Here is an 18,691-nt window from a genome sequence, read left to right as displayed (position 1 = left end):
AAGCATAACCAAATAAATAAGTTATAATTGAATCCATGTTAATTTTGTTTTATATGGATTCAATTATAATAGAAAAGAGGCAATTAAAGGTGGCAATTAAATACGATAAATTTAGTTTTTCTACATCATGGAACTGGAGAAATTCCCATGTTGGTAAAAAAATTATAGAAGAAATAATGGAGTTAGGTTTTGGTACGGTAGAATTAAATTACAGGATAACAGAGGAAATGCTTACGACAATATTACCAATGATAGAAGCTGGTAAAATAAAAATTAGCAGTATACACAACGTTTTTCCTTATGTTAATGATAAGAACTATGATACCGATTCTATGCTTCTTGGATATGTTGATAAAGTAAAAAGAAAAGAAGCAATAAGGTTAACTAAAGGCTCTATTGATTGGGCTGCTAGATTTGGAGCAAAGGCTGTAGTAATTCATCCGGGGGAAGTACCACAGCCCTTAGAATTTGATTATAGAGAAGAATTAGAAAACATGTATAACGAAGGTTTAAAAGGTACTAATGAGTATAAAAAACTTTTTGATGAGATGATGGAATATAAAAATAGTAGGCATTTTATATATTTGCAATTAATAAAAGAAAGCATGGAAGAGCTGTGTGAATATATAAGTACGAAGAATTATGATATAAAATTGGGACTTGAAAATCGAGTTGGATGCATGCAAATACCAGATTTTTATGAAATAAATTATCTTTTAGATAAACTTAAGGACTTGCCAGTGTACTTTTGGTACGACATGGGACATGGTACGGCATTAGAATCCTTAGGTATGTTTAATAATTTGCAGGAAGTAAAAAAAATCAAAAACAGGATTTTAGGAATGCATATACATGATTGCATTGGAATAGATGATCATTGGACACCATATGTTAAGAGTAATAATGTGGATAATTTTATTGATATTATTAAAGGTGCACCTATAAAAGTACTAGAATTGGGAGCAAAAAATAAAAAAGAAGATATAGAAAAAGGTGTTAATATATTAAATGAAAAACTTGAAAAAGCCTTGAAACTAAAATAATATGTATAAATTATAGAAAGGAATAAGAAACCATGAAAGAAGATTATATAATAATATTAAAACAATGTGAAAAAAGGGCAGCAAGTTTTATAAAAAAACAGGTTATGGATAAGGAAAGCATAAGTTATGGTGGTTGGCTCAAGGAAAATGAATTGGTGCAACCCAAGAGTACAATATATGGAATTACAAATTTAATATCGTTATACCACAATGATAAAAGCAAATATTACAAAAATGAAAACGTTTATAAAAGAATAATGATAGCAATTCAATATGTAAAAAAGCAACAAAGAGAAGATGGAACTTTTGACTATTTGAATTGTAATTTTTATGCTGCACCAGACACAGCATTTTGCGTAAAAAGAATATTACCAGTGTACAGACTTTTAGCAAAATATGAGGAGGATGAGAAAAGTAAAAAAATAAGAGAAGAACTATATGGCATAATAAAAAAAGCAGTTCATGGTATAGTAAAAGGAGGATTTCACACACCAAACCATAGATGGGCAATAGCATCAGTTTTAATGGCTTGCTATAACATAATGAAAGAAGAAAAATTAAAGGAAGTGGCATTAGAATACTTAAAAGAAGGAATAGATGGAAATGAATATGGAGAGTATGCAGAAAGATCAGAAGGTAATTACAATAGAATAAATAATGATGCAATGATTATGTTATCAGAAGAAACTGGGGATGAAAGCTATTTAGATTATGTGGAACGTAATTTAAATATGATGCTTACATATTTTGAGCCAGATGGAAGTATATTTACTAACAATTCTACAAGGCAGGATAGGGGAAAAAAAGTATATCCTAGGTATTATTATTTTGAATATTTGTACATGGCATATAAGAGAAAGAATGAAGAGTTCGGTAAAGTAGCAAGAAAAATAATGGACGATGTATTAGAAAAGGGATTAAGAGCACCAGATTTTATTACCCTTCTTATGTTGCATCCAGAGCTTATAGAATATGAGGTAAATGAAGCAAAAGTAATAGATACTTACAATAAATATTATAAAGATTCAGGAATAATTAGGGTAAGAAGAGGGCAAATAAGCTATTCAATAGTACAAAATACAAGTTACTTTTTATATTTTCAAGTAGGTGCGTTAACAAGTTATATGAAAATAGGTGTACCATATTTTGATCAAAGGGAATTTAAAGCACAAGAAATAGAAAAAACAGATGAAGGGTATTTGCTAAAATATAAAGCTGTAGGATGGTATTATAAGCCATTTAAAGAAAAGCCTCAAACAAATAACTGGTGGCAAATGGACAACAATAAGAGAGAAAAAATATATGGACCAGATTTAAATATAAAAGTACTAGTAAAAGAAATAGAAGAGGGAATAGATGTAAATATAGCGACAGCAGGGTGTGATAGAGTACCTTTAAAAATTGAGCTTGGATTTAGTTCAGGAAGTGTTATAAAAACAGATAGTTTTATATGCGAGGGAGCCGCAGGAAAATCAATAACAGTTTTAAAGGAAAATATAAATATAAGTAATGGAATAGATGAGATGGAAGTAGGTCCAGCTTTTGCAACACATAATTTTGTAGAAGGCAACTTTGGAAGTGAGGAAAAGAGTAAAGACTATTTTACAGTTTATTTTGCAGATTCCACTAATTTTAATCGCACAATTACCTTCAAAAGTGTATAAATTATGGTATATGCATTATTTGGAAAAAATCCTGTATTTACAGGATTTCTAAAATTTCTACTGTGTATTTTTCTCCAGGGGCATTGACTTCAACCACATCATGGACTCTTTTTTCAATTAATGCTTTCCCTAAATCTGATTCTATGCTTATGCACATATTTTCGGGGGCTAAATCCATAGTGGTTACTAATGTTACAATAGCTTCTTCATCATCTTCTATAAATTTAATTTTAGCCTTACTGTTAATTCCAAGCTTTGATTTATCTATAGTTTCTTCCTCTATTAAAGTTGCTGTTGAAATCATAGTCATTAAATATTGAATTCTATTATCATTTTCTCTATAGTTTGCACAAGCTTCCTTATATTCGGCGTTTTCTGATCTATCACCATGTGCAGCAGCTTCTAATTTTTCTCTTGCTATTTCGGCTCTTTTTACAGTCAATCTATAGTCTAATTCTTCTTTTAATTTTCTTATGTTTTCTTTTGTCAACTTATTATTCATAAAAAAATTTAACCTCCTGAAATAAAGTGAAACATAATTTGCATTCACTTACTTATACAATTATTACTCATTTATTATAACATGGTAAGAGAAAAATACAATGTGAGTGTTAAATAGATAAAAGATGGATTGTAAGTCTAAACATGATATACGCTTAGACTACAATCCATCTTTTCCATTTTTACAATAATTAATACAATTTTTAAGCCATTTGATAGTTGCTTTTTCTCGTATAATAGCTCCGTCTAAAACAAGATAATCACCAAATTCATTACTATCGAGAGCTGGAATACCATCATATTGTTTCTTATTATCATATAGAAAATTAAATCTTCCCTGATGCTGAACCAATTGGTGTTCTAATAGCTGGATTCTAGTATTTACATCTAAGTTATTTGAAAAGTAGATTTTAAGGCGAAAAATATTTTTAGGCGTTGGTTCCATAGGCTCATCTTTGTTTAGCCATTGTAAAAATTCTTTTCTGCCTTCTGTCGTAATAGTGTAAACTTTTTTTTCCAAAACATCACCAGTAACCTCAACAGTATAAACTAGAAGTTTTTCTTCTACTAATTTTTTTAATTCTGGGTATATTTGACTGTGTTTTGCGCTCCAGAATTCAGCCAATTGAACATTAAATTCCTTAGTTATATCATAGCCCGTCATAGGCTTTCTATTTACTAATCCTAAAATTGCGTACTTGAGAGTTCTCATAAGTTTTACCAGTTCCTTTCTTATCAATTTATTATAACATGATTTTTGCAAAACACAATAAATGATACTGGCTAAAACGTTCACTGTACTCTGTTTTAAATATAGTTTTAAAAAAAGTTTTTATTATGGGCATAATAATATATAATTAAAGATATACCATTGTGAAACTTTAAAAGGAGTGATTATGAGTGGGCGGAGCATTGAAGAAAAATAAAAAATATACTTATGGAGAATTTTTGAAAATAACAAACAATATGGAAAGGGCAGAATTTATAGATGGTGAAATAATATTACAAGCTACACCAACGCTTCTGCATCAAAACATAATTGGAAATTTGCTGTTTGAATTTAAGAAATATTTTAATAATAAAACTTGCAAGGCATTCATAGCACCTTTTGATATTATTTTGCAGAAGGATGATGAAGAAATAAAAAGAGTTCAACCGGATTTATTTGTTTTATGTGGTGAAATTGATGTGACTAAAAATGAATTTACGGGGATTCCAAGTCTAGTTGTAGAAGTTGTATCACCGTCTAATGCTTCAGATGATTATATAAAAAAGTTAAATTTATATATGAAATTTGGTGTTAAGGAATATTGGATAGTATCTCCTAAGAATAAAAATGTGCATGTGTTTGTATTTAATGAAGAAACAGAAGTTTATAATGAACCTATTATTTATTATAAAGAGGATATTGTAAAATCAAGTTTATTTGAGGGATTATCAATGGATATAAAAAGTATTTTTGATTAGGCTATGTTTTAAGATGATTAATGTTTTAATTTATATATTATTATGATACAATGTTAATATTAAATTTTGCGAGGAGGATATTAAAATGAAATGTTTTTGCTGTTGTTGTTTTGAAAAAATTTTAAAATTTAAAATAACTGCAGTATTACGTGTATTTTAATATTTCTTACAGATAATTAACTATTAAAAATAAACTGCAGACTGATTCTGTAGTTTTTCTTGTTTTATAAGGAAAACTATAGGGACACTGCAGTTTTTTATATTATTAAGGAGGGAAAAATATGTTTAAGGTATATAATACGCTTAGTAATAACATTGAAGAATTCAAAGAAATTGAAAAAGGTAAGGTAAAAATGTATACTTGTGGACCTACCGTATATAATTTTGCACATATTGGAAATTTAAGAACTTATGTATTTGAAGATGTATTAAAAAAGGTTTTAGAATATGATGGATATGAAGTTACACATGTGATGAATATAACAGATGTAGGGCATTTGCAGTCAGATGAGGATACTGGCGAAGATAAAATGGCATTAGGTGCTAAAAGAGAAAACAAAAGTGTACTTGAAGTAGCTAGATTTTATGAAATAAGATTTATGCAAGATTTAGAAAAATTAAATATAAAAGCTCCATCTATAAAGGCTAGAGCCACAGAACATATTGAAGATATGATAAAATTAATAAAAATATTAGAGGAAAAAGGATACACATATATAGCAAATGGAAATGTATATTTTTCAATAGATAAATATAAGGATTACTATAAATTAGCTAATTTAAATATGCAGGAGCTTCAGGCAGGAAGTAGAATAGAGGTTGATAAATTTAAAAAGAATCCGTTTGATTTTGCATTATGGTTTGTCAATTCCAAGTATGATAAGCATATATTGCAGTGGGAATCTCCTTTTGGAACTGGATTTCCGGGATGGCATATAGAATGTTCTGCAATGTCTCTAAAATATCTAGGAGAGAATATAGATATACACTGTGGTGGAGTAGATCATATACCTGTACATCATACTAATGAAATTGCACAATCAGAGAGTGCAATTGGACACAAATGGGTAAACTATTGGGTACATGGAGAAATGCTAACAGGGGATAATGGTAAAATGTCAAAGTCAAACGGAGAATTTTTAACACTAGATAAACTAATTCAAGATGGATTTTCTCCATTAGATTATAGATATTATGTACTTCAATCAAAATATAGAAAACAGTTAGTGTTTAGTTATGAAAGGCTTATGGAAACAAAAAAGTCTTTAGATAGTTTAAGAAAAAAAGTAGCGAACATTATTAATAATATTAGTGGAAATGAAAAAATAAATGAAAATCATATAAGTATGTATAAAACTGAGTTTAGAAAATGCATAGATGATGATTTAAATATAGCAAATGCTTTTACAGTTTTATTTGATGTATTAAAAGATGATGAATTAAATAATTTAGAGAAAAGGACTTTAATAAAAGACTTTGATACAGTTTTTAGTTTGAATCTAGTTGAAGGTAAGGAAAATAAATTAGATGATGAAAAGGTTAAATTTATAGAAGAACTTTTAAAAGAAAGAGCAACTGCAAGAGTTAATAAAAATTGGGCTAAATCTGATGAAATAAGGGATAAACTATTAAAAGAAAATGTAGAAATTATTGATACTAAGGATGGAACTACGTGGAAAGTAAGACAGTAAATCAATTGACATAATAAAAACCATGTGGTAGCATTATAGTATAAAATAAATGGATTGTTACTGGTGAAGCAGGCGATACCTAGGAAATGCAGAATAAGAATTGTTCTACGTTTCTTGGGTATTTTTTATTTAAGAATACTTTTGAATATGTAGTGAAAAAATACTAGTTATTAATTATGAAATTTAGGAGGAATAGTTATGGGAGTTAAGTTTCCAAAGGGATTTTTATGGGGAGGAGCTACAGCAGCTAATCAATTTGAGGGAGCATATAATGAAGATGGTAAAGGCTTATCAATCCAAGATATAATGCCAAAAGGTATAAGAGGACCTATAACGGATGAGCCAACAGAGGATAATATGAAGCTTATAGGTATTGATTTTTACCATAGGTATAAGGAAGATATAAAGCTGTTTGCAGAAATGGGTTTTAAAGTGTTTAGACTTTCTATTGCATGGTCAAGAATATTTCCTAATGGTGATGATAAAGAACCAAATGAAAAGGGATTACAATTTTATGATAATGTATTTGACGAACTTCATAAATATGGAATTGAACCTTTAGTTACAATTTCACATTATGAAACACCTTTAGCACTTGCTAAAAATTATGATGGATGGACTAATAGAAAGCTTATAGGCTTTTTTGAAAACTATGTAAGAGCAATATTTACTAGATATAAGGATAAAGTAAAATATTGGCTTACCTTCAATGAAATAAACTCAGCTTTGCATGCTCCATATATGAGTGCAGGTATATGGACACCAAAAGAAAAATTAAGTAAACAGGATTTATATCAAGCAATGCATCACGAGTTAGTTGCAAGTGCACTTACTGTAAAAATTGGTCACGAAATAAACCCTGAATTTAAAATTGGATGCATGATTCTTGGTGTACCAAACTATCCTCTTACTTCAAAACCAAGTGATGTGCTTAAGGCAATGCAACAGGATAGAGAAAATTTATTCTTCGCAGATGTTCATGCAAGAGGAAAATATCCAAAATACATGAATAGATTATTTAAGGAAAACAATGTGAAAATTAATATGGAACCAGGGGATGCAGAGATACTACAAAATACGGTGGACTTTATTTCCTTTAGTTATTACATGAGTTCATGTGCAACATCAGATCCAGAAAAGAATAAATCTGGTGCAGGAAATATTATTTCTGGGGTGTCAAATCCATATTTAAAAGCTTCAGAATGGGGATGGCAAATAGACCCAGAGGGATTGAGATATATACTAAATTTATTATATGATAGATACCAAAAACCATTATTTATTGTTGAAAATGGCTTAGGTGCTGTTGATAAATTAATAACAGATGAAAAGGGAAATAAGACTGTAAATGATGATTACAGAATAAACTACTTAAATGATCACTTAGTTCAAGTAGGTGAGGCAATTGAAGATGGTGTTGAACTTATGGGATACACTACTTGGGGATGTATAGATTTAGTTAGTGCATCAACTGCTGAACTTAAAAAGAGATACGGATTTATCTATGTAGATAGAAATGATGATGGTAGCGGAACTTTAGAAAGATATAAGAAAAAGAGCTTTGATTGGTATAAAGAAGTTATAGCTACTAATGGAGAAAGCTTAAAAAAATAGTACAGAAGAATAATATAATAATTAAACATTCTGAAAAAGGTGTAGTGCAAAAACCAAATAACATGTGACAGGTGCATTAAAAATAATGTGGTCTACGAGTATCTCGAAATCTTAAATAAAATTAATAAAACTAAGTGGCAAATTTTCCGAAAACTTAAGAACTTTCAATAACTCGCTGAGAGGAAGCTCAAACAATTGAAAGTTCTAAAGCTTTCAAAAAATCCCCCACTAAGTTTTATACAATTTTATTTAAAATATTTCTTCGACACTCGTATACCACATCATTTTTTAACGCACCTGTCCCATGTTATTTTAATAGTTTCACTATACCTTTATTTCGGTGCAATGTTTAAATAAATTTGTATTACAAAATTTACAGTTAAATACATTAGTGCAACGATTCAATATCATTTTTTCAGAAATAAAAATCCAATTCCTATTATAAGCAAACATATATATCCAAATTTTTCCTTAAGATTCTTTTCTTTAAATATAAAACCTCCAATTATAGCTGAAACTAAAATAGATATTTTTCTAATAGGCATAACCATTGATATTTGAGTTGATGGAATGTTTAATGCTGTGAAGTATATTCTATCAGAAATAATCAATATTACACTCATAAGAGGTATGTACAAATCAAATTTAAAAGAACTTTTATCTTTTGAACTTATCCTAACATAAAGCATAGCCGCAAAGTTAAATAAAAACATAAATAGACAAAACCAGAATTGCATTTGTCCTGGATTAATAGACTTAAGGGCTATTTTATCTATGGTTGCACTTATTGCATTAAAGAGTGCAGCACATATCATAAAGTAAAAGTATTTGTTTTTATATATTTTTACTACTTCTTTTGATCCTGTCTTACCAATAAAATAGTACGAAATAAGCATTATTATGATGCCCATGTATTGAAGTACGTAAAGTCTTTCATTTAATATAAATATACCAAAGATAACTGATAGCATTGGATTTATTGTATCAAATGGTGTTATTACACTTATAGGAAGATGTTTTATAGCTGTAAAGCTAAGAATCCATGCTAAAAATACAATAAATGTTTTCAGTAGCAGTATTAATTTAATATTTGTGTTTACTTTTAAAGCGTTGTTAAATTCGAAAGATACTATTATAAAACAAAAAAAAGAATAGAAGGCTAGTACAGTTAATACAGAATTTTTTTCAAAGGCCTTTTTTTTAGTTATATCCCAAAATCCTAGTAAGATTCCAGACAAAATCACCATCCATATCCATGAATACATAAAAAGTTCCCCCTAGATTGTTATAAATTAAAAATGAACAATTATAGTATATATTGTTATTAAATGTAGGTCAATTTTATTAATGCTTTATTATTTGTTAATACTATTTTTATGATAGTACTATTAAATTCATGGTATAATATTATTTATGAAAATTTTGGCACATTTTAAGAATACAAAAAGTAAAGAGGTGAACAAGATAATGGCATATATGAAAGTGTATATTAATAAGTATTGGAAAGGATTTTTAACAGCGGTTTTATTTGTTACATTAGAGGCATTATGCGATTTAATGCAGCCCACAATAATGTCTAAAATTGTAGATTTTGGTGTTGCAAATAAAAATCTTAATTATGTTATAGATATGGGAGGAGTCATGCTACTTGTTACAGGGGTTGGGGCAATAGCAGCTTCTATTAGAAATGTAGTATCAAGCAATGTTTCACAAAAATTTGGAACAGAAATGCGAAGTGACTTATTTAAAAAGATACAAAGTCTTTCCTTTGAAAATATTGATAAATTTGAAGGTGCTTCTTTGGTAACAAGACTTACTAATGATGTAACCCAAGTTCAGAATTTTGTAAATGGGCTTATGAGAATATTTGTTAAGGCACCACTTGTTGGTCTTGGAAGTATAATAATGGCTGCAAGGCTTAACTTGCGTCTTTCAACAATTTTATTTGTTATTGTACCAATTGTAGGTATTTTAATATATGTAAATATGAAGTTTGCATATCCTTATTTTGTTAAAGTTCAGAAAAAGCTGGATAAAGTAAATTCGGCGATGAGGGAATATTTATCTGGAGTTAGAGTAGTTAAAGCCTTTAATAGGTTTGATTACGAAGTAAAAAAATTTCAGTTTAAAAATGATGAATATACGAAAAATTCAGTTTCAGCTATGAAAGTAACATCAGTATTTTCTCCAGCTATTGCTTTGATAGTGAATTTCGGAATTGTTGCAATTTTATGGATAGGTGGTATTAATGTAAGCAGTGGAAAAATGCATGTTGGAGAAATTATAGCATTCACAAATTATATGACACAAATTTTATTTTCTTTGATGATGGTAACTAATGTATTTACAATGTTTGTAAGAGCTAGAGCATCTGGTGAACGTATAGGAGAAGTATTTACTCAAGAAAATTCCATGATAAGCGGGAAAGAGGTTAGCTATGGTGCTGAAAAAGGTACAATTAATTTTGAACATGTATCTTTTTCTTATAACAAGGATAAGGAGCCAGTTTTAAAGGATATATCATTTAGTATATGTAAAGGTGAGACAGTTGGAATTATCGGATCAACAGGTTCTGGTAAGAGTACCCTTATAAATTTAATTCCAAGATTTTATGATTGTACAAGTGGAAAGATAAAGATTGATGGATTAAATATAAAAGAATTGGAAATTAAAGATTTAAGAAATAAAGTTGCTGTTGTTCCACAAAAATCCTTATTATTTTCAGGTACTATAATAGATAATATAAAGTGGGGAAATGAAAATGCGAGCTTTGGGGAAGTTGAAGAAGTTTCAAGGATTGCTATGGCACATGACTTTATTGAAAAACTTCCAGAAGGTTATGAAGTAAAAATTGGACAAGGCGGCGTTAATCTTTCAGGAGGACAAAAGCAGCGTGTATCTATTGCAAGAGCCTTGCTTAAAAAATCTGAAATTTTGATTCTAGATGATTCTACCAGTGCAGTTGATACAGATACAGAAGTAAAAATAAGGGAAAGTTTAAAAAAGTATGCTAAAGATTTAACTTGTATTTTAATAGCACAAAGAATAACTTCTGTAATGGGAGCAGATAAAATTATAGTTTTAGATAATGGAGAAATAAAAGGCATTGGAAAGCATGAAGAGCTTCTTAAAGAATGCAGTGTATATAAAGATATCTTTCTTTCTCAAATAGGAAAGGAGATGATGTAAGTGGCAGATAGCAAAAATAATTCTAATGTAAGTGTTCCAATTCCGGGTTTTAGAGGTGGAAGAAGGAATATGGGACCTGTAGAAAAACCTAAAAATTTTAAAAATACTTTGAAAAGGCTATGGAGCTATTTTGGGGATGAAAGAAAAACTATTATAATAATTTTTGCTTTAATCATAATAGATTCTGTAGTGGTGCTTTTGGGACCTTACTTCATAGGGCGTGCTATTGATGCAATGTCCTTAAAAAATGGAAAAGTAAATTTTAATCTTTTAACTATAACTATAATAGCACTGACGGTATCATATATTGCAGATGCGGTTTTAACATTAATTCAAGGGTTTTTAGTTGCGGGATCAAGTCAAAGAATTGTTAGAAGTATGAGAAATAATTTGTTTTTAAAGCTTCAAAAGCTTCCAGTAATGTTTTTTGATACAAATTCACATGGCGATATTATGAGTAGGTTATCAAATGATATAGATAATGTAAGCACTACTATATCACAATCTGCAATTCAACTTATGTCAGGTGTTATATCAATAATAGGATCGCTATTTATGATGATAATACTTAGCCCAATACTTACAGTTGCAAGTTTAATTACAGTTCCATTAGTTTTTTTATTGACTAAAAGTATTGCAAAAAAAACTGGAAAGCTTTTTAAAGGTCAACAAGTTGAACTTGGAAAATTAAATGGACATATAGAAGAAACTATATCAGGAATTCACGTTGTAAAGGCATTTAATCATGAAGAAAAAACTATTAAAGAATTTGAAAGCATAAATGATAGACTTTGTGAGGTTGGATTAAAAGCACAAATATTTTCAGGCTTTTTAATGCCGATAATGAATGTTATAAATAATATTGGTTTTGCAGCAGTTGCTGGTGTGGGTGGAGTTTTAGCTGTAAAAGGTATGATCACAGTTGGTGTTATTGCAAGTTTTTTAAATTATTCAAGGCAATTTGTAAGACCACTTAATAATTTAGCAAATGTATTTAATACTCTTCAATCAGCTGTGGCAGGTGCTGAAAGGGTTTTTGAAATATTGGATCAAAACGAAGAACTAAAAGATGAAGAAGATGCAAAGGTACTTGATAAAGCCAAAGGTAATGTGAAATTTGAAAATGTATATTTTGGTTATAGAAAAGATGTAAATATACTTAAAAATATTAATTTTGATGCAAAACAAGGTGAAACTATAGCACTTGTTGGACCTACTGGAGCGGGAAAAACTACTATAGTAAATTTGCTTACAAGATTTTATGATGTTACAGAGGGTGAAATTTTTATAGACGGAATAGATGTAAGAAATTATACTCGTGACAGTCTTAGAAAATGTTTTGGAATTGTACTTCAAGATACTTATCTTTTTACAGGAACTATAAAGGAAAATATAAAATATGGAAATTTAATAGCTTCTGATGAAAAAATTAAGCTGGCAGCTAAAATGGCAAATGCTCATGAATTTATAAAGAGGCTTCCAAATGGCTATGATACTATTCTTTCTGAAAGTGGTTCAAATTTAAGCCAAGGTCAAAGACAGCTTTTGGCTATTGCCCGGGCAATTTTAACAGAACCATCTATACTCATACTAGATGAAGCTACCAGCAGTGTTGATACTAGAACGGAATTAAAGATACAAGAGGCTATGCTTAAGCTAATGGAAGGAAGGACTAGCTTTATAATAGCGCATAGACTAAGCACAATAAGAAATGCTAATAAAATAATGGTTATAGATGATGGAAGAATTATTGAGATGGGAAATCATGATGAACTTATAAATAAGAAAGGCAAGTATTATCATATGTACTTTAATCAATTTAAAAATAGTGAAGAAATTTGAAAAATGGGGCTGTCGCACTAAGATTATTTAATACATAACTTAAAATTATTGCGAACCAAAGCAAGTGAAGGGTTTTAACTTCGCCCTGCTCATTAAAAGACTAACTTTTTCACTTACGTGAAAAGTGAAGGGTTTAACGATGCTGTGCACGTTAAAGGTTAACTTTTCGGATAAATCCGAAAGTTAAGGTTATTTTTCCTCCGCTTTGCTACGGAAAAATTATAAATTTAAATTAAAGATTTTCCATAGCAAAGCGGAGGAAAATCAACATTTACTTTTTACAAAAGGTAAAACCATTCACCTTTGGCAAGCGTAGCTATGTCAAACCCTTCACTTTTCACATAGTGAAAAAGTTAACCTTTTAACGTGCAAAGCATCGTTAAAAACTTTCACTTGAGTTGCTTCGCAATATTTAAGATTTGTTTATAAAATAATTTTGTGCGACGGCCCCATTTTAAAACATAGCCTTATTTTTAAGCCTTCAAGCAAAAGTTAAAGGTGTGCAATAAAATTATAGGTTTTAAGCTAAATAAATTAGACTTTAACAATATTTAGGAATATAATGATTTACATAAAAAGGGTTTTCATTAGGCTATGTTTTAAATAAGTGTTGATTTTCACACTTATTTAAAATATAGGTTCCTTTAGTAAGTTTGGCTATTTTTAAAAGAATGTTGATGTGATGTGTTGGCTTTTATGGACTCTTAGGATTGCTCGTTTATAATTTGCGTAATTTTGACTAGGACGGTCAAAGCCATTTAGGCATCAGGACGATGCATCTAAATGGGTAGCAAATTATAAACGAGCAATTCTTAGAGTCCATTAATGGCATAAGCTCATATCAACATTCTTTTAAAACATAGCCTTTCATTAAAATATATTTTGGAGGTAAAATATGCTTAAACATAGTGCTTTTATAAAAAAATTATCAATAGTTTTATTGATATTATTTGTACTTAATGGACATATAGTTGTACTTGCTAGGGCTGGTGGAGGACATGGTGGGTCATCTGGTGGCGGTGCAAGTGGTGGAGGTTCAGCTCATGCGTCATATAATGGTGGAGGCTATGGAGGAAGGTCTAATCCATTTTTTGATATACTAAATATAGGGGTATTTGCTTTGGTTGCTGTGGGAGGAACAATTATTCTCAAGGTAAGGCTGGAAAAAAAGAGGGCTCAAAGTATTTTAACTATAAAAGACCTAGCTAAAAGTGATAGTAATTGGAATTACAAAGATATGAAAAGAAATATAAAAGAAGCGTTTTATAAAATACAATATGCTTGGATGGAGAGAAATCAAGATTTGGCAAAAGAGTATATGAGCAAGAAATTATATGATGAACATAAAATGAAGACTGAGTGGATGGAAGTAAAAAAAGAAAAAAACATTTTAAAAAATGTTAGGCTATTAAAATGGTACCCTATAGGGTTAGAAGATCTTGAAGGAACCGATAATGATAATTTATGGATTTATATAAAAGCAAAAGCAGTAGACTATACTATAGATGAGGAAACAAACAAAGTAATAGAGGGAAAAAAATATATAAGAGTTGCCTTTGAAGAATATTGGAAGTTTATAAGAAGCGGAAATAAGTGGGTTTTGGATGAAATAAAACAAATAGATGATATTAATGATTTGGATTTCTTTGGAATAGACGTTGAACATAACAAAAAAATGTGAATTTAAAACATAGCCTAAATAAAAGGGCGGAAATAGCTAAAATCTTATAATTGGTGTTGGTTCACAAGAAAAGCATGAATAAAAAAAGCGGAATGACAAAAACTAATTAATAAAATTTATTCTAGGAGGAAATTATGAAAATTCAGGCTTTTTTTAGTGGAATAAAAAATTCAAATAAAGTTGTAAGTAAACTTAAAAGTGAAGGTATAGATGCTTATACAGACATAAATGATCATTATGATATAAATGCAGAGAATAGAAGTATGACAAAAAACTTTTTGACTTCTCCAAGCAATTCTAATTTAGTCCTTAATTCGGCAAGTCCCAGTACAGGTAGAGATGATAGATCACCTTTGAGTGCAGCAAGTCCTATGGTAAGTGGTATGGGTGGATTTGAAGAAATAGCAGATGTAAATTATAAAGTTATAGTAAATGTGGATCCTAGTAATAAGAAAAAAGCGGAAGAAATTATTAAAGAACTTGGTGGAGAAATAAAGAACCCTAATTTTAATGTTCCAAAGCACGTAAAGGGAATCGATCTTTCCAAGGCAGATCCAGATTTTATGAAGAAACTCTAAATTATTGCGAAGTAAGTGTATTGCAGGATATTAAATAAAATTAATAAATCCAAGGCAAAAAACTTTAAAAACCTAAGAAGTTTCAATAACTCGCTGGAAAGAAGCTCAGACAATTGAAACATCTAAGGCTTTTAAAGTTTTTTACCTAAGATTTATAAAATTTTATTTAAATCATCCTGCAACACACTTACTTCGCATTATACAGTAGTTTAAGGAAAAAATTCCTCCGTGCCTACGGAATTTTGGTGTAGTACAGAAACAATATTTATTGCTGAAAGCTTTAGAATTACTATATTAATTTGTTATAAAATAATTATATATTGTAAAGCAAAGATGTAATGGATTAATCAAATAGCCTTTGGTAGGTGTAGAAAAAAATGATGTTAGGGAATAGCATTGAAAAAATATTTTAAATAAAATTATATAAAACTTAGTGGAAAATTTTTTGAAGATTTAGAGATTTAGATTGTCTGAGCATCTTCTTGCGAGTTATCTAAAGCTCTTAAGCTTTAAAAAATTTGCCGCTTAGTTTTATTAATTTTATTTAAGATTTTAAGATGCTGTTCACTAACATTATTTTGCTACACCTACCAAAGGCTATTTGATTTTGCACTACACTTTGCTTCACAATATTTAAGATTTGTGTATAAGCACTGTTTTTAAAGTGGAAGATTATTTAACATTTTTGCTAAATCGATAAATTTGTTTTGAAGGTAGCTTCTATAAGTTGGATTACTTTGTAATACTACTTCAATGTGATCTACATCGTTAATTTCACCCATGTAGTTCCATACGCCTTTTTGAGGAAGACTAGGATTGTAATTTATAATATTATCCGTTGAGCCTTCATGAGGGCCTATAGCAGATCTAACGCTGACAATGCCATCATTTCTCCACCAGCTGCTGTCAACTTGTACTTTCCCAGGGGTGTAATTAGTATATTGCCCCATGAATATTGAACTTTTTAAAAGAAGAGGGTTCATATTAATATTAGGTATTTGATGATCAGTTAGTAAATCTTTATGAGTATCTACACAAGAAATAGAAAAATAATAAATATCACTTTGAGCTTTAACCCAGGAATTTAGCTCTTTTGCACCTTCTTGTGACAAATCCCAGATGCTTAAATCCTTTGTTTCTTTCCAAATGTTACTGCTAAAAACCCTTTTATAATAGTTAGCGTAGGATTCATTAGCTGCTTTTTTTAGTCCCCATTGATCCATTCTGAAATCAAAGCAAGGATTATTAGAATTAATTATACCAGTGCTAGCAGCCATAGATGCAAAAAAATCATGGAAAAATGGTTCTAAATTGTCCTGCATTTCATCTTCTTGGCTTCCGTCGTGAGGAGTACCTATAGTTGTAATACTGTCAATCCAATGATGATTTCCTGTAAATAGAGGACTGATATTAGTTTTATTACAACTTATTTCATCAGGATCACCATTTTCTAATAATTGGGCTAATACTCTAATTGTTTCACCACCCATACTGTGTCCAATTAAGTGAATTTTTTTTAATCCATTAGAATCTGTGGTACCCCATTCAGGATAAACGCCAGGATAAGTTCGTCCATAACGGGCATGTCCATTTTTTCTCGAATGTGCTTCGCCGTAATCTACTGTACCACCTTTTAAGTAAGCATATAATTCACAAGCCCTATCCCAATTGCTGGATATTGATCCTATAGTAGGTGTGAATACTTTATAACCATTATTTTCTAGAAGAGTTTTTAAGCTATTTTCTCCACCCCAATAGTTTATTCCGAAAAGTTCGTCATTTCCCCAACCAAATAACCCATGAACCATTACAATAGGATAATTGTTATTTAAGTTAGCAATTGAAGAATTTGGTTTGGAAATTTTATATGATGGAGTTGCAGCAGAAACATTGCTAAAAGAAAAAGCAGTTAATAGCATGAAAGGTATTATTAGTAATAATGTTTTTTTTAAAAGATTTTTCATAATGAAACACCTCATTTAAATTTTGTTTTGTACTGACTAGTACAGTATAACATTATTTGATTTAAATGTAATAATTTTGCATAAGGCGATGTGAGACGAATAAAGTTGTTGTACTGAGGAGTACAAATATAAAGCTCTGAATATCTTAGTTATGGTAAAGTTTACAACTAAAGATAAACCACCTTGAAACTTAAAATTAATTTGTATCAAAATGCCGGCTTCTGGGCATTATGATACAAATTGATTTTGGTAGTTGAACTGGTTTATATATAATTTAAAAGAAGATTCTGTGGATAATGGTGGAAATTTATGTTTTGAGTACATATGTGGAGGTTTTTATGGTAATATATTAAATGCGGGCGAAAGATGTCGCAAAATTATTGACATTTTATAAGGCAAATGGTATACTGATTAGTAAATTAAACGATTACAATATTGGATTGTTACTGATTAGATCAGGCGATACCTTAATTAATGAGAAGGAATAAGTTTGTTCCTTTTATTTAGTTAAGGTTTTTATGGTTTAAATTATATTAATATAGCAATAAGGGGGATAGGAAGATGATAATAAAAAAAATATTTAACAACAATGCTATAGTAGCTAAAGATTCAGAAAAACATGAGTTTGTTGTTATGGGCTGTGGAATTGCATTTAAAAAGAATGTAGGTGAAAAAGTTGATGAAAGCCTGATAGAGAAAACTTTTATTCTTAAGCAAAAAGATGCGTCGGAAAAATTTAAATTATTATTAGAAGACATTCCTACAGAGGATGTTTCTATGAGCTATGACATTATTGAATATGCAAAAAATTTATTAGGTGTTGAATTAAATGACTATATATATGTGACACTTACAGATCATATAAGTAATGCATTAAAAATGTTTGATGAAGGTTACAATACTAGAAATCCATTAATTTGGGAAATTAAAAAGTTTTATTCTAAAGAATTCCAAGTTGGGGTGAAGGCAATAGAATTTATTGAGGATGAAACAGGTAAAAAATTACCAGAAGATGAAGCAGCCAATATAGCATTGCATTTAATAAATTCTCAGATTAATAACTCTTCTAGTGGCGTGGAAGATATAGCAAAGCAAACAAAAATGGTGCAGGATATCTTAAATATTGTTAAATATACTTATAATATCGCACTTGATGAAAACTCTCTTAACTATGAAAGATTTGTTACACACTTAAGGTTCTTTTTTCAAAGGTTAAATAAAAATGAACAGGTAATAAAGGATGAGGATGATTTTTTATTTAAGCAAGTTAAAGAAAAGTATAAAAAAGCATATGATTGCATGTTAAAAATAGAAAAGTATTTAGAAATAGAACTATCAGATGAGGAAAAACTCTATTTAACTATCCACATTCAGCGTGTAACCCAAAGATAAATAAAAAAAGCTGTTTAATATAGAATATTAAAAAGGAGAGACCAATACAAGCGGTATACATTTGG

14 protein-coding genes are annotated in these 18,691 nt (G+C 29.6%); 10 read left to right on the top strand and 4 right to left on the bottom strand.

The features are described from left to right. Positions 1–53 precede the first annotated feature (53 nt). Both CUEA01_RS14950 and CUEA01_RS14945 read left to right on the top strand, forming a co-directional pair. Positions 54–1,043: a sugar phosphate isomerase/epimerase family protein gene (locus CUEA01_RS14950; RefSeq protein ID WP_234122490.1), complete on the top strand. Its 990-nt coding sequence runs from the start codon at positions 54–56 to the stop codon at positions 1,041–1,043. A 32-nt stretch (positions 1,044–1,075) separates the two neighbouring features. Next, complete coding sequence (locus CUEA01_RS14945; RefSeq protein ID WP_234122489.1) at positions 1,076–2,707, top strand: hypothetical protein; 1,632 nt, start codon at positions 1,076–1,078, stop codon at positions 2,705–2,707. A gap of 37 nt (positions 2,708–2,744) precedes the next feature. On the opposite strand, the gene greA is transcribed toward CUEA01_RS14945, so the two are convergent. Both greA and CUEA01_RS14935 read right to left on the bottom strand, forming a co-directional pair. Further along, complete coding sequence (greA, locus tag CUEA01_RS14940) at positions 2,745–3,209, bottom strand: transcription elongation factor GreA (protein WP_234122488.1); 465 nt, start codon at positions 3,207–3,209, stop codon at positions 2,745–2,747. A 159-nt stretch (positions 3,210–3,368) separates the two neighbouring features. Further along, entirely contained in the window at positions 3,369–3,920 is a 552-nt protein-coding gene (locus CUEA01_RS14935) for a PadR family transcriptional regulator (RefSeq protein ID WP_234122487.1), read from the bottom strand. A gap of 188 nt (positions 3,921–4,108) precedes the next feature. Between CUEA01_RS14935 and CUEA01_RS14930 the strand changes: the two genes are divergently transcribed. From CUEA01_RS14930 to CUEA01_RS14920, 3 genes are all read left to right on the top strand, one after another. Then, complete coding sequence (locus tag CUEA01_RS14930; RefSeq protein ID WP_234122486.1) at positions 4,109–4,675, top strand: Uma2 family endonuclease; 567 nt, start codon at positions 4,109–4,111, stop codon at positions 4,673–4,675. A gap of 281 nt (positions 4,676–4,956) precedes the next feature. Continuing rightward, entirely contained in the window at positions 4,957–6,366 is a 1,410-nt protein-coding gene (gene cysS / locus CUEA01_RS14925; RefSeq protein WP_234122485.1) for a cysteine--tRNA ligase, read from the top strand. Between the two features lie 198 nt (positions 6,367–6,564). Then, positions 6,565–7,980, top strand: a complete 1,416-nt coding sequence (locus CUEA01_RS14920; RefSeq protein ID WP_234122484.1) for a glycoside hydrolase family 1 protein — start codon at positions 6,565–6,567, stop codon at positions 7,978–7,980. A gap of 407 nt (positions 7,981–8,387) precedes the next feature. On the opposite strand, the gene CUEA01_RS14915 is transcribed toward CUEA01_RS14920, so the two are convergent. After that, the gene (locus tag CUEA01_RS14915) at positions 8,388–9,245 is read right to left on the bottom strand and encodes a DMT family transporter (protein ID WP_234122483.1); all 858 of its coding nucleotides are present in this window, start codon (positions 9,243–9,245) and stop codon (positions 8,388–8,390) included. A 148-nt stretch (positions 9,246–9,393) separates the two neighbouring features. On the opposite strand from CUEA01_RS14915, the gene CUEA01_RS14910 reads away from it, so the two are divergent. The 4 genes from CUEA01_RS14910 (at position 9,394) to CUEA01_RS14895 (ending at position 15,270) form a co-directional block, all read left to right on the top strand. Continuing rightward, complete coding sequence (locus CUEA01_RS14910) at positions 9,394–11,169, top strand: ABC transporter ATP-binding protein (RefSeq protein ID WP_407929259.1); 1,776 nt, start codon at positions 9,394–9,396, stop codon at positions 11,167–11,169. 69 nt (positions 11,170–11,238) lie between these two features. Beyond that, the gene (locus CUEA01_RS14905) at positions 11,239–13,011 is read left to right on the top strand and encodes an ABC transporter ATP-binding protein (protein ID WP_234123360.1); all 1,773 of its coding nucleotides are present in this window, start codon (positions 11,239–11,241) and stop codon (positions 13,009–13,011) included. A gap of 895 nt (positions 13,012–13,906) precedes the next feature. Continuing rightward, positions 13,907–14,692 (top strand): Tim44 domain-containing protein, encoded by a 786-nt coding sequence (locus tag CUEA01_RS14900; RefSeq protein ID WP_234122482.1) that lies wholly within the window; start codon positions 13,907–13,909, stop codon positions 14,690–14,692. Positions 14,693–14,826: 134 nt separating this feature from the next. Continuing rightward, positions 14,827–15,270 (top strand): hypothetical protein, encoded by a 444-nt coding sequence (locus tag CUEA01_RS14895; RefSeq protein ID WP_234122481.1) that lies wholly within the window; start codon positions 14,827–14,829, stop codon positions 15,268–15,270. 659 nt (positions 15,271–15,929) lie between these two features. On the opposite strand, the gene CUEA01_RS14890 is transcribed toward CUEA01_RS14895, so the two are convergent. After that, a complete protein-coding gene (locus CUEA01_RS14890; RefSeq protein ID WP_234122480.1) occupies positions 15,930–17,234 on the bottom strand; it encodes an esterase/lipase family protein in 1,305 nt (434 codons plus the stop codon). A gap of 561 nt (positions 17,235–17,795) precedes the next feature. Here CUEA01_RS14890 and licT point away from each other — a divergent pair. Further along, on the top strand, positions 17,796–18,626 hold the full coding sequence (gene licT, locus CUEA01_RS14885; RefSeq protein WP_234122479.1) for a BglG family transcription antiterminator LicT: 831 nt from the start codon (positions 17,796–17,798) through the stop codon (positions 18,624–18,626). Positions 18,627–18,691: the final 65 nt, after the last annotated feature.

The organism is Clostridium hydrogenum, assembly GCF_021432385.1.
In the GTDB taxonomy this organism is placed as follows: Bacteria; Bacillota; Clostridia; order Clostridiales; family Clostridiaceae; genus Clostridium_S; species Clostridium_S hydrogenum.
Note: the sequence above shows the minus strand (reverse complement) of the source record. Positions and strands in the feature narration are given on the sequence as shown.

Bases quoted from the DNA above. Each gene is read 5' to 3' on its own strand.
- CUEA01_RS14950 (WP_234122490.1), top strand. From the start codon at position 54: ATGGATTCAATTATAATAGAAAAGAGGCAATTAAAGGTGGCAATTAAA.
- cysS (WP_234122485.1), top strand. From the start codon at position 4,957: ATGTTTAAGGTATATAATACGCTTAGTAATAACATTGAAGAATTCAAA.
- greA (WP_234122488.1), bottom strand. From the start codon at position 3,209: ATGAATAATAAGTTGACAAAAGAAAACATAAGAAAATTAAAAGAAGAA.
- licT (WP_234122479.1), top strand. From the start codon at position 17,796: ATGATAATAAAAAAAATATTTAACAACAATGCTATAGTAGCTAAAGAT.
- CUEA01_RS14915 (WP_234122483.1), bottom strand. From the start codon at position 9,245: ATGTATTCATGGATATGGATGGTGATTTTGTCTGGAATCTTACTAGGA.
- CUEA01_RS14945 (WP_234122489.1), top strand. From the start codon at position 1,076: ATGAAAGAAGATTATATAATAATATTAAAACAATGTGAAAAAAGGGCA.
- CUEA01_RS14895 (WP_234122481.1), top strand. From the start codon at position 14,827: ATGAAAATTCAGGCTTTTTTTAGTGGAATAAAAAATTCAAATAAAGTT.
- CUEA01_RS14890 (WP_234122480.1), bottom strand. From the start codon at position 17,234: ATGAAAAATCTTTTAAAAAAAACATTATTACTAATAATACCTTTCATG.
- CUEA01_RS14935 (WP_234122487.1), bottom strand. From the start codon at position 3,920: ATGAGAACTCTCAAGTACGCAATTTTAGGATTAGTAAATAGAAAGCCT.
- CUEA01_RS14910 (WP_407929259.1), top strand. From the start codon at position 9,394: ATGAAAATTTTGGCACATTTTAAGAATACAAAAAGTAAAGAGGTGAAC.
- CUEA01_RS14920 (WP_234122484.1), top strand. From the start codon at position 6,565: ATGGGAGTTAAGTTTCCAAAGGGATTTTTATGGGGAGGAGCTACAGCA.
- CUEA01_RS14905 (WP_234123360.1), top strand. From the start codon at position 11,239: ATGGGACCTGTAGAAAAACCTAAAAATTTTAAAAATACTTTGAAAAGG.
- CUEA01_RS14900 (WP_234122482.1), top strand. From the start codon at position 13,907: ATGCTTAAACATAGTGCTTTTATAAAAAAATTATCAATAGTTTTATTG.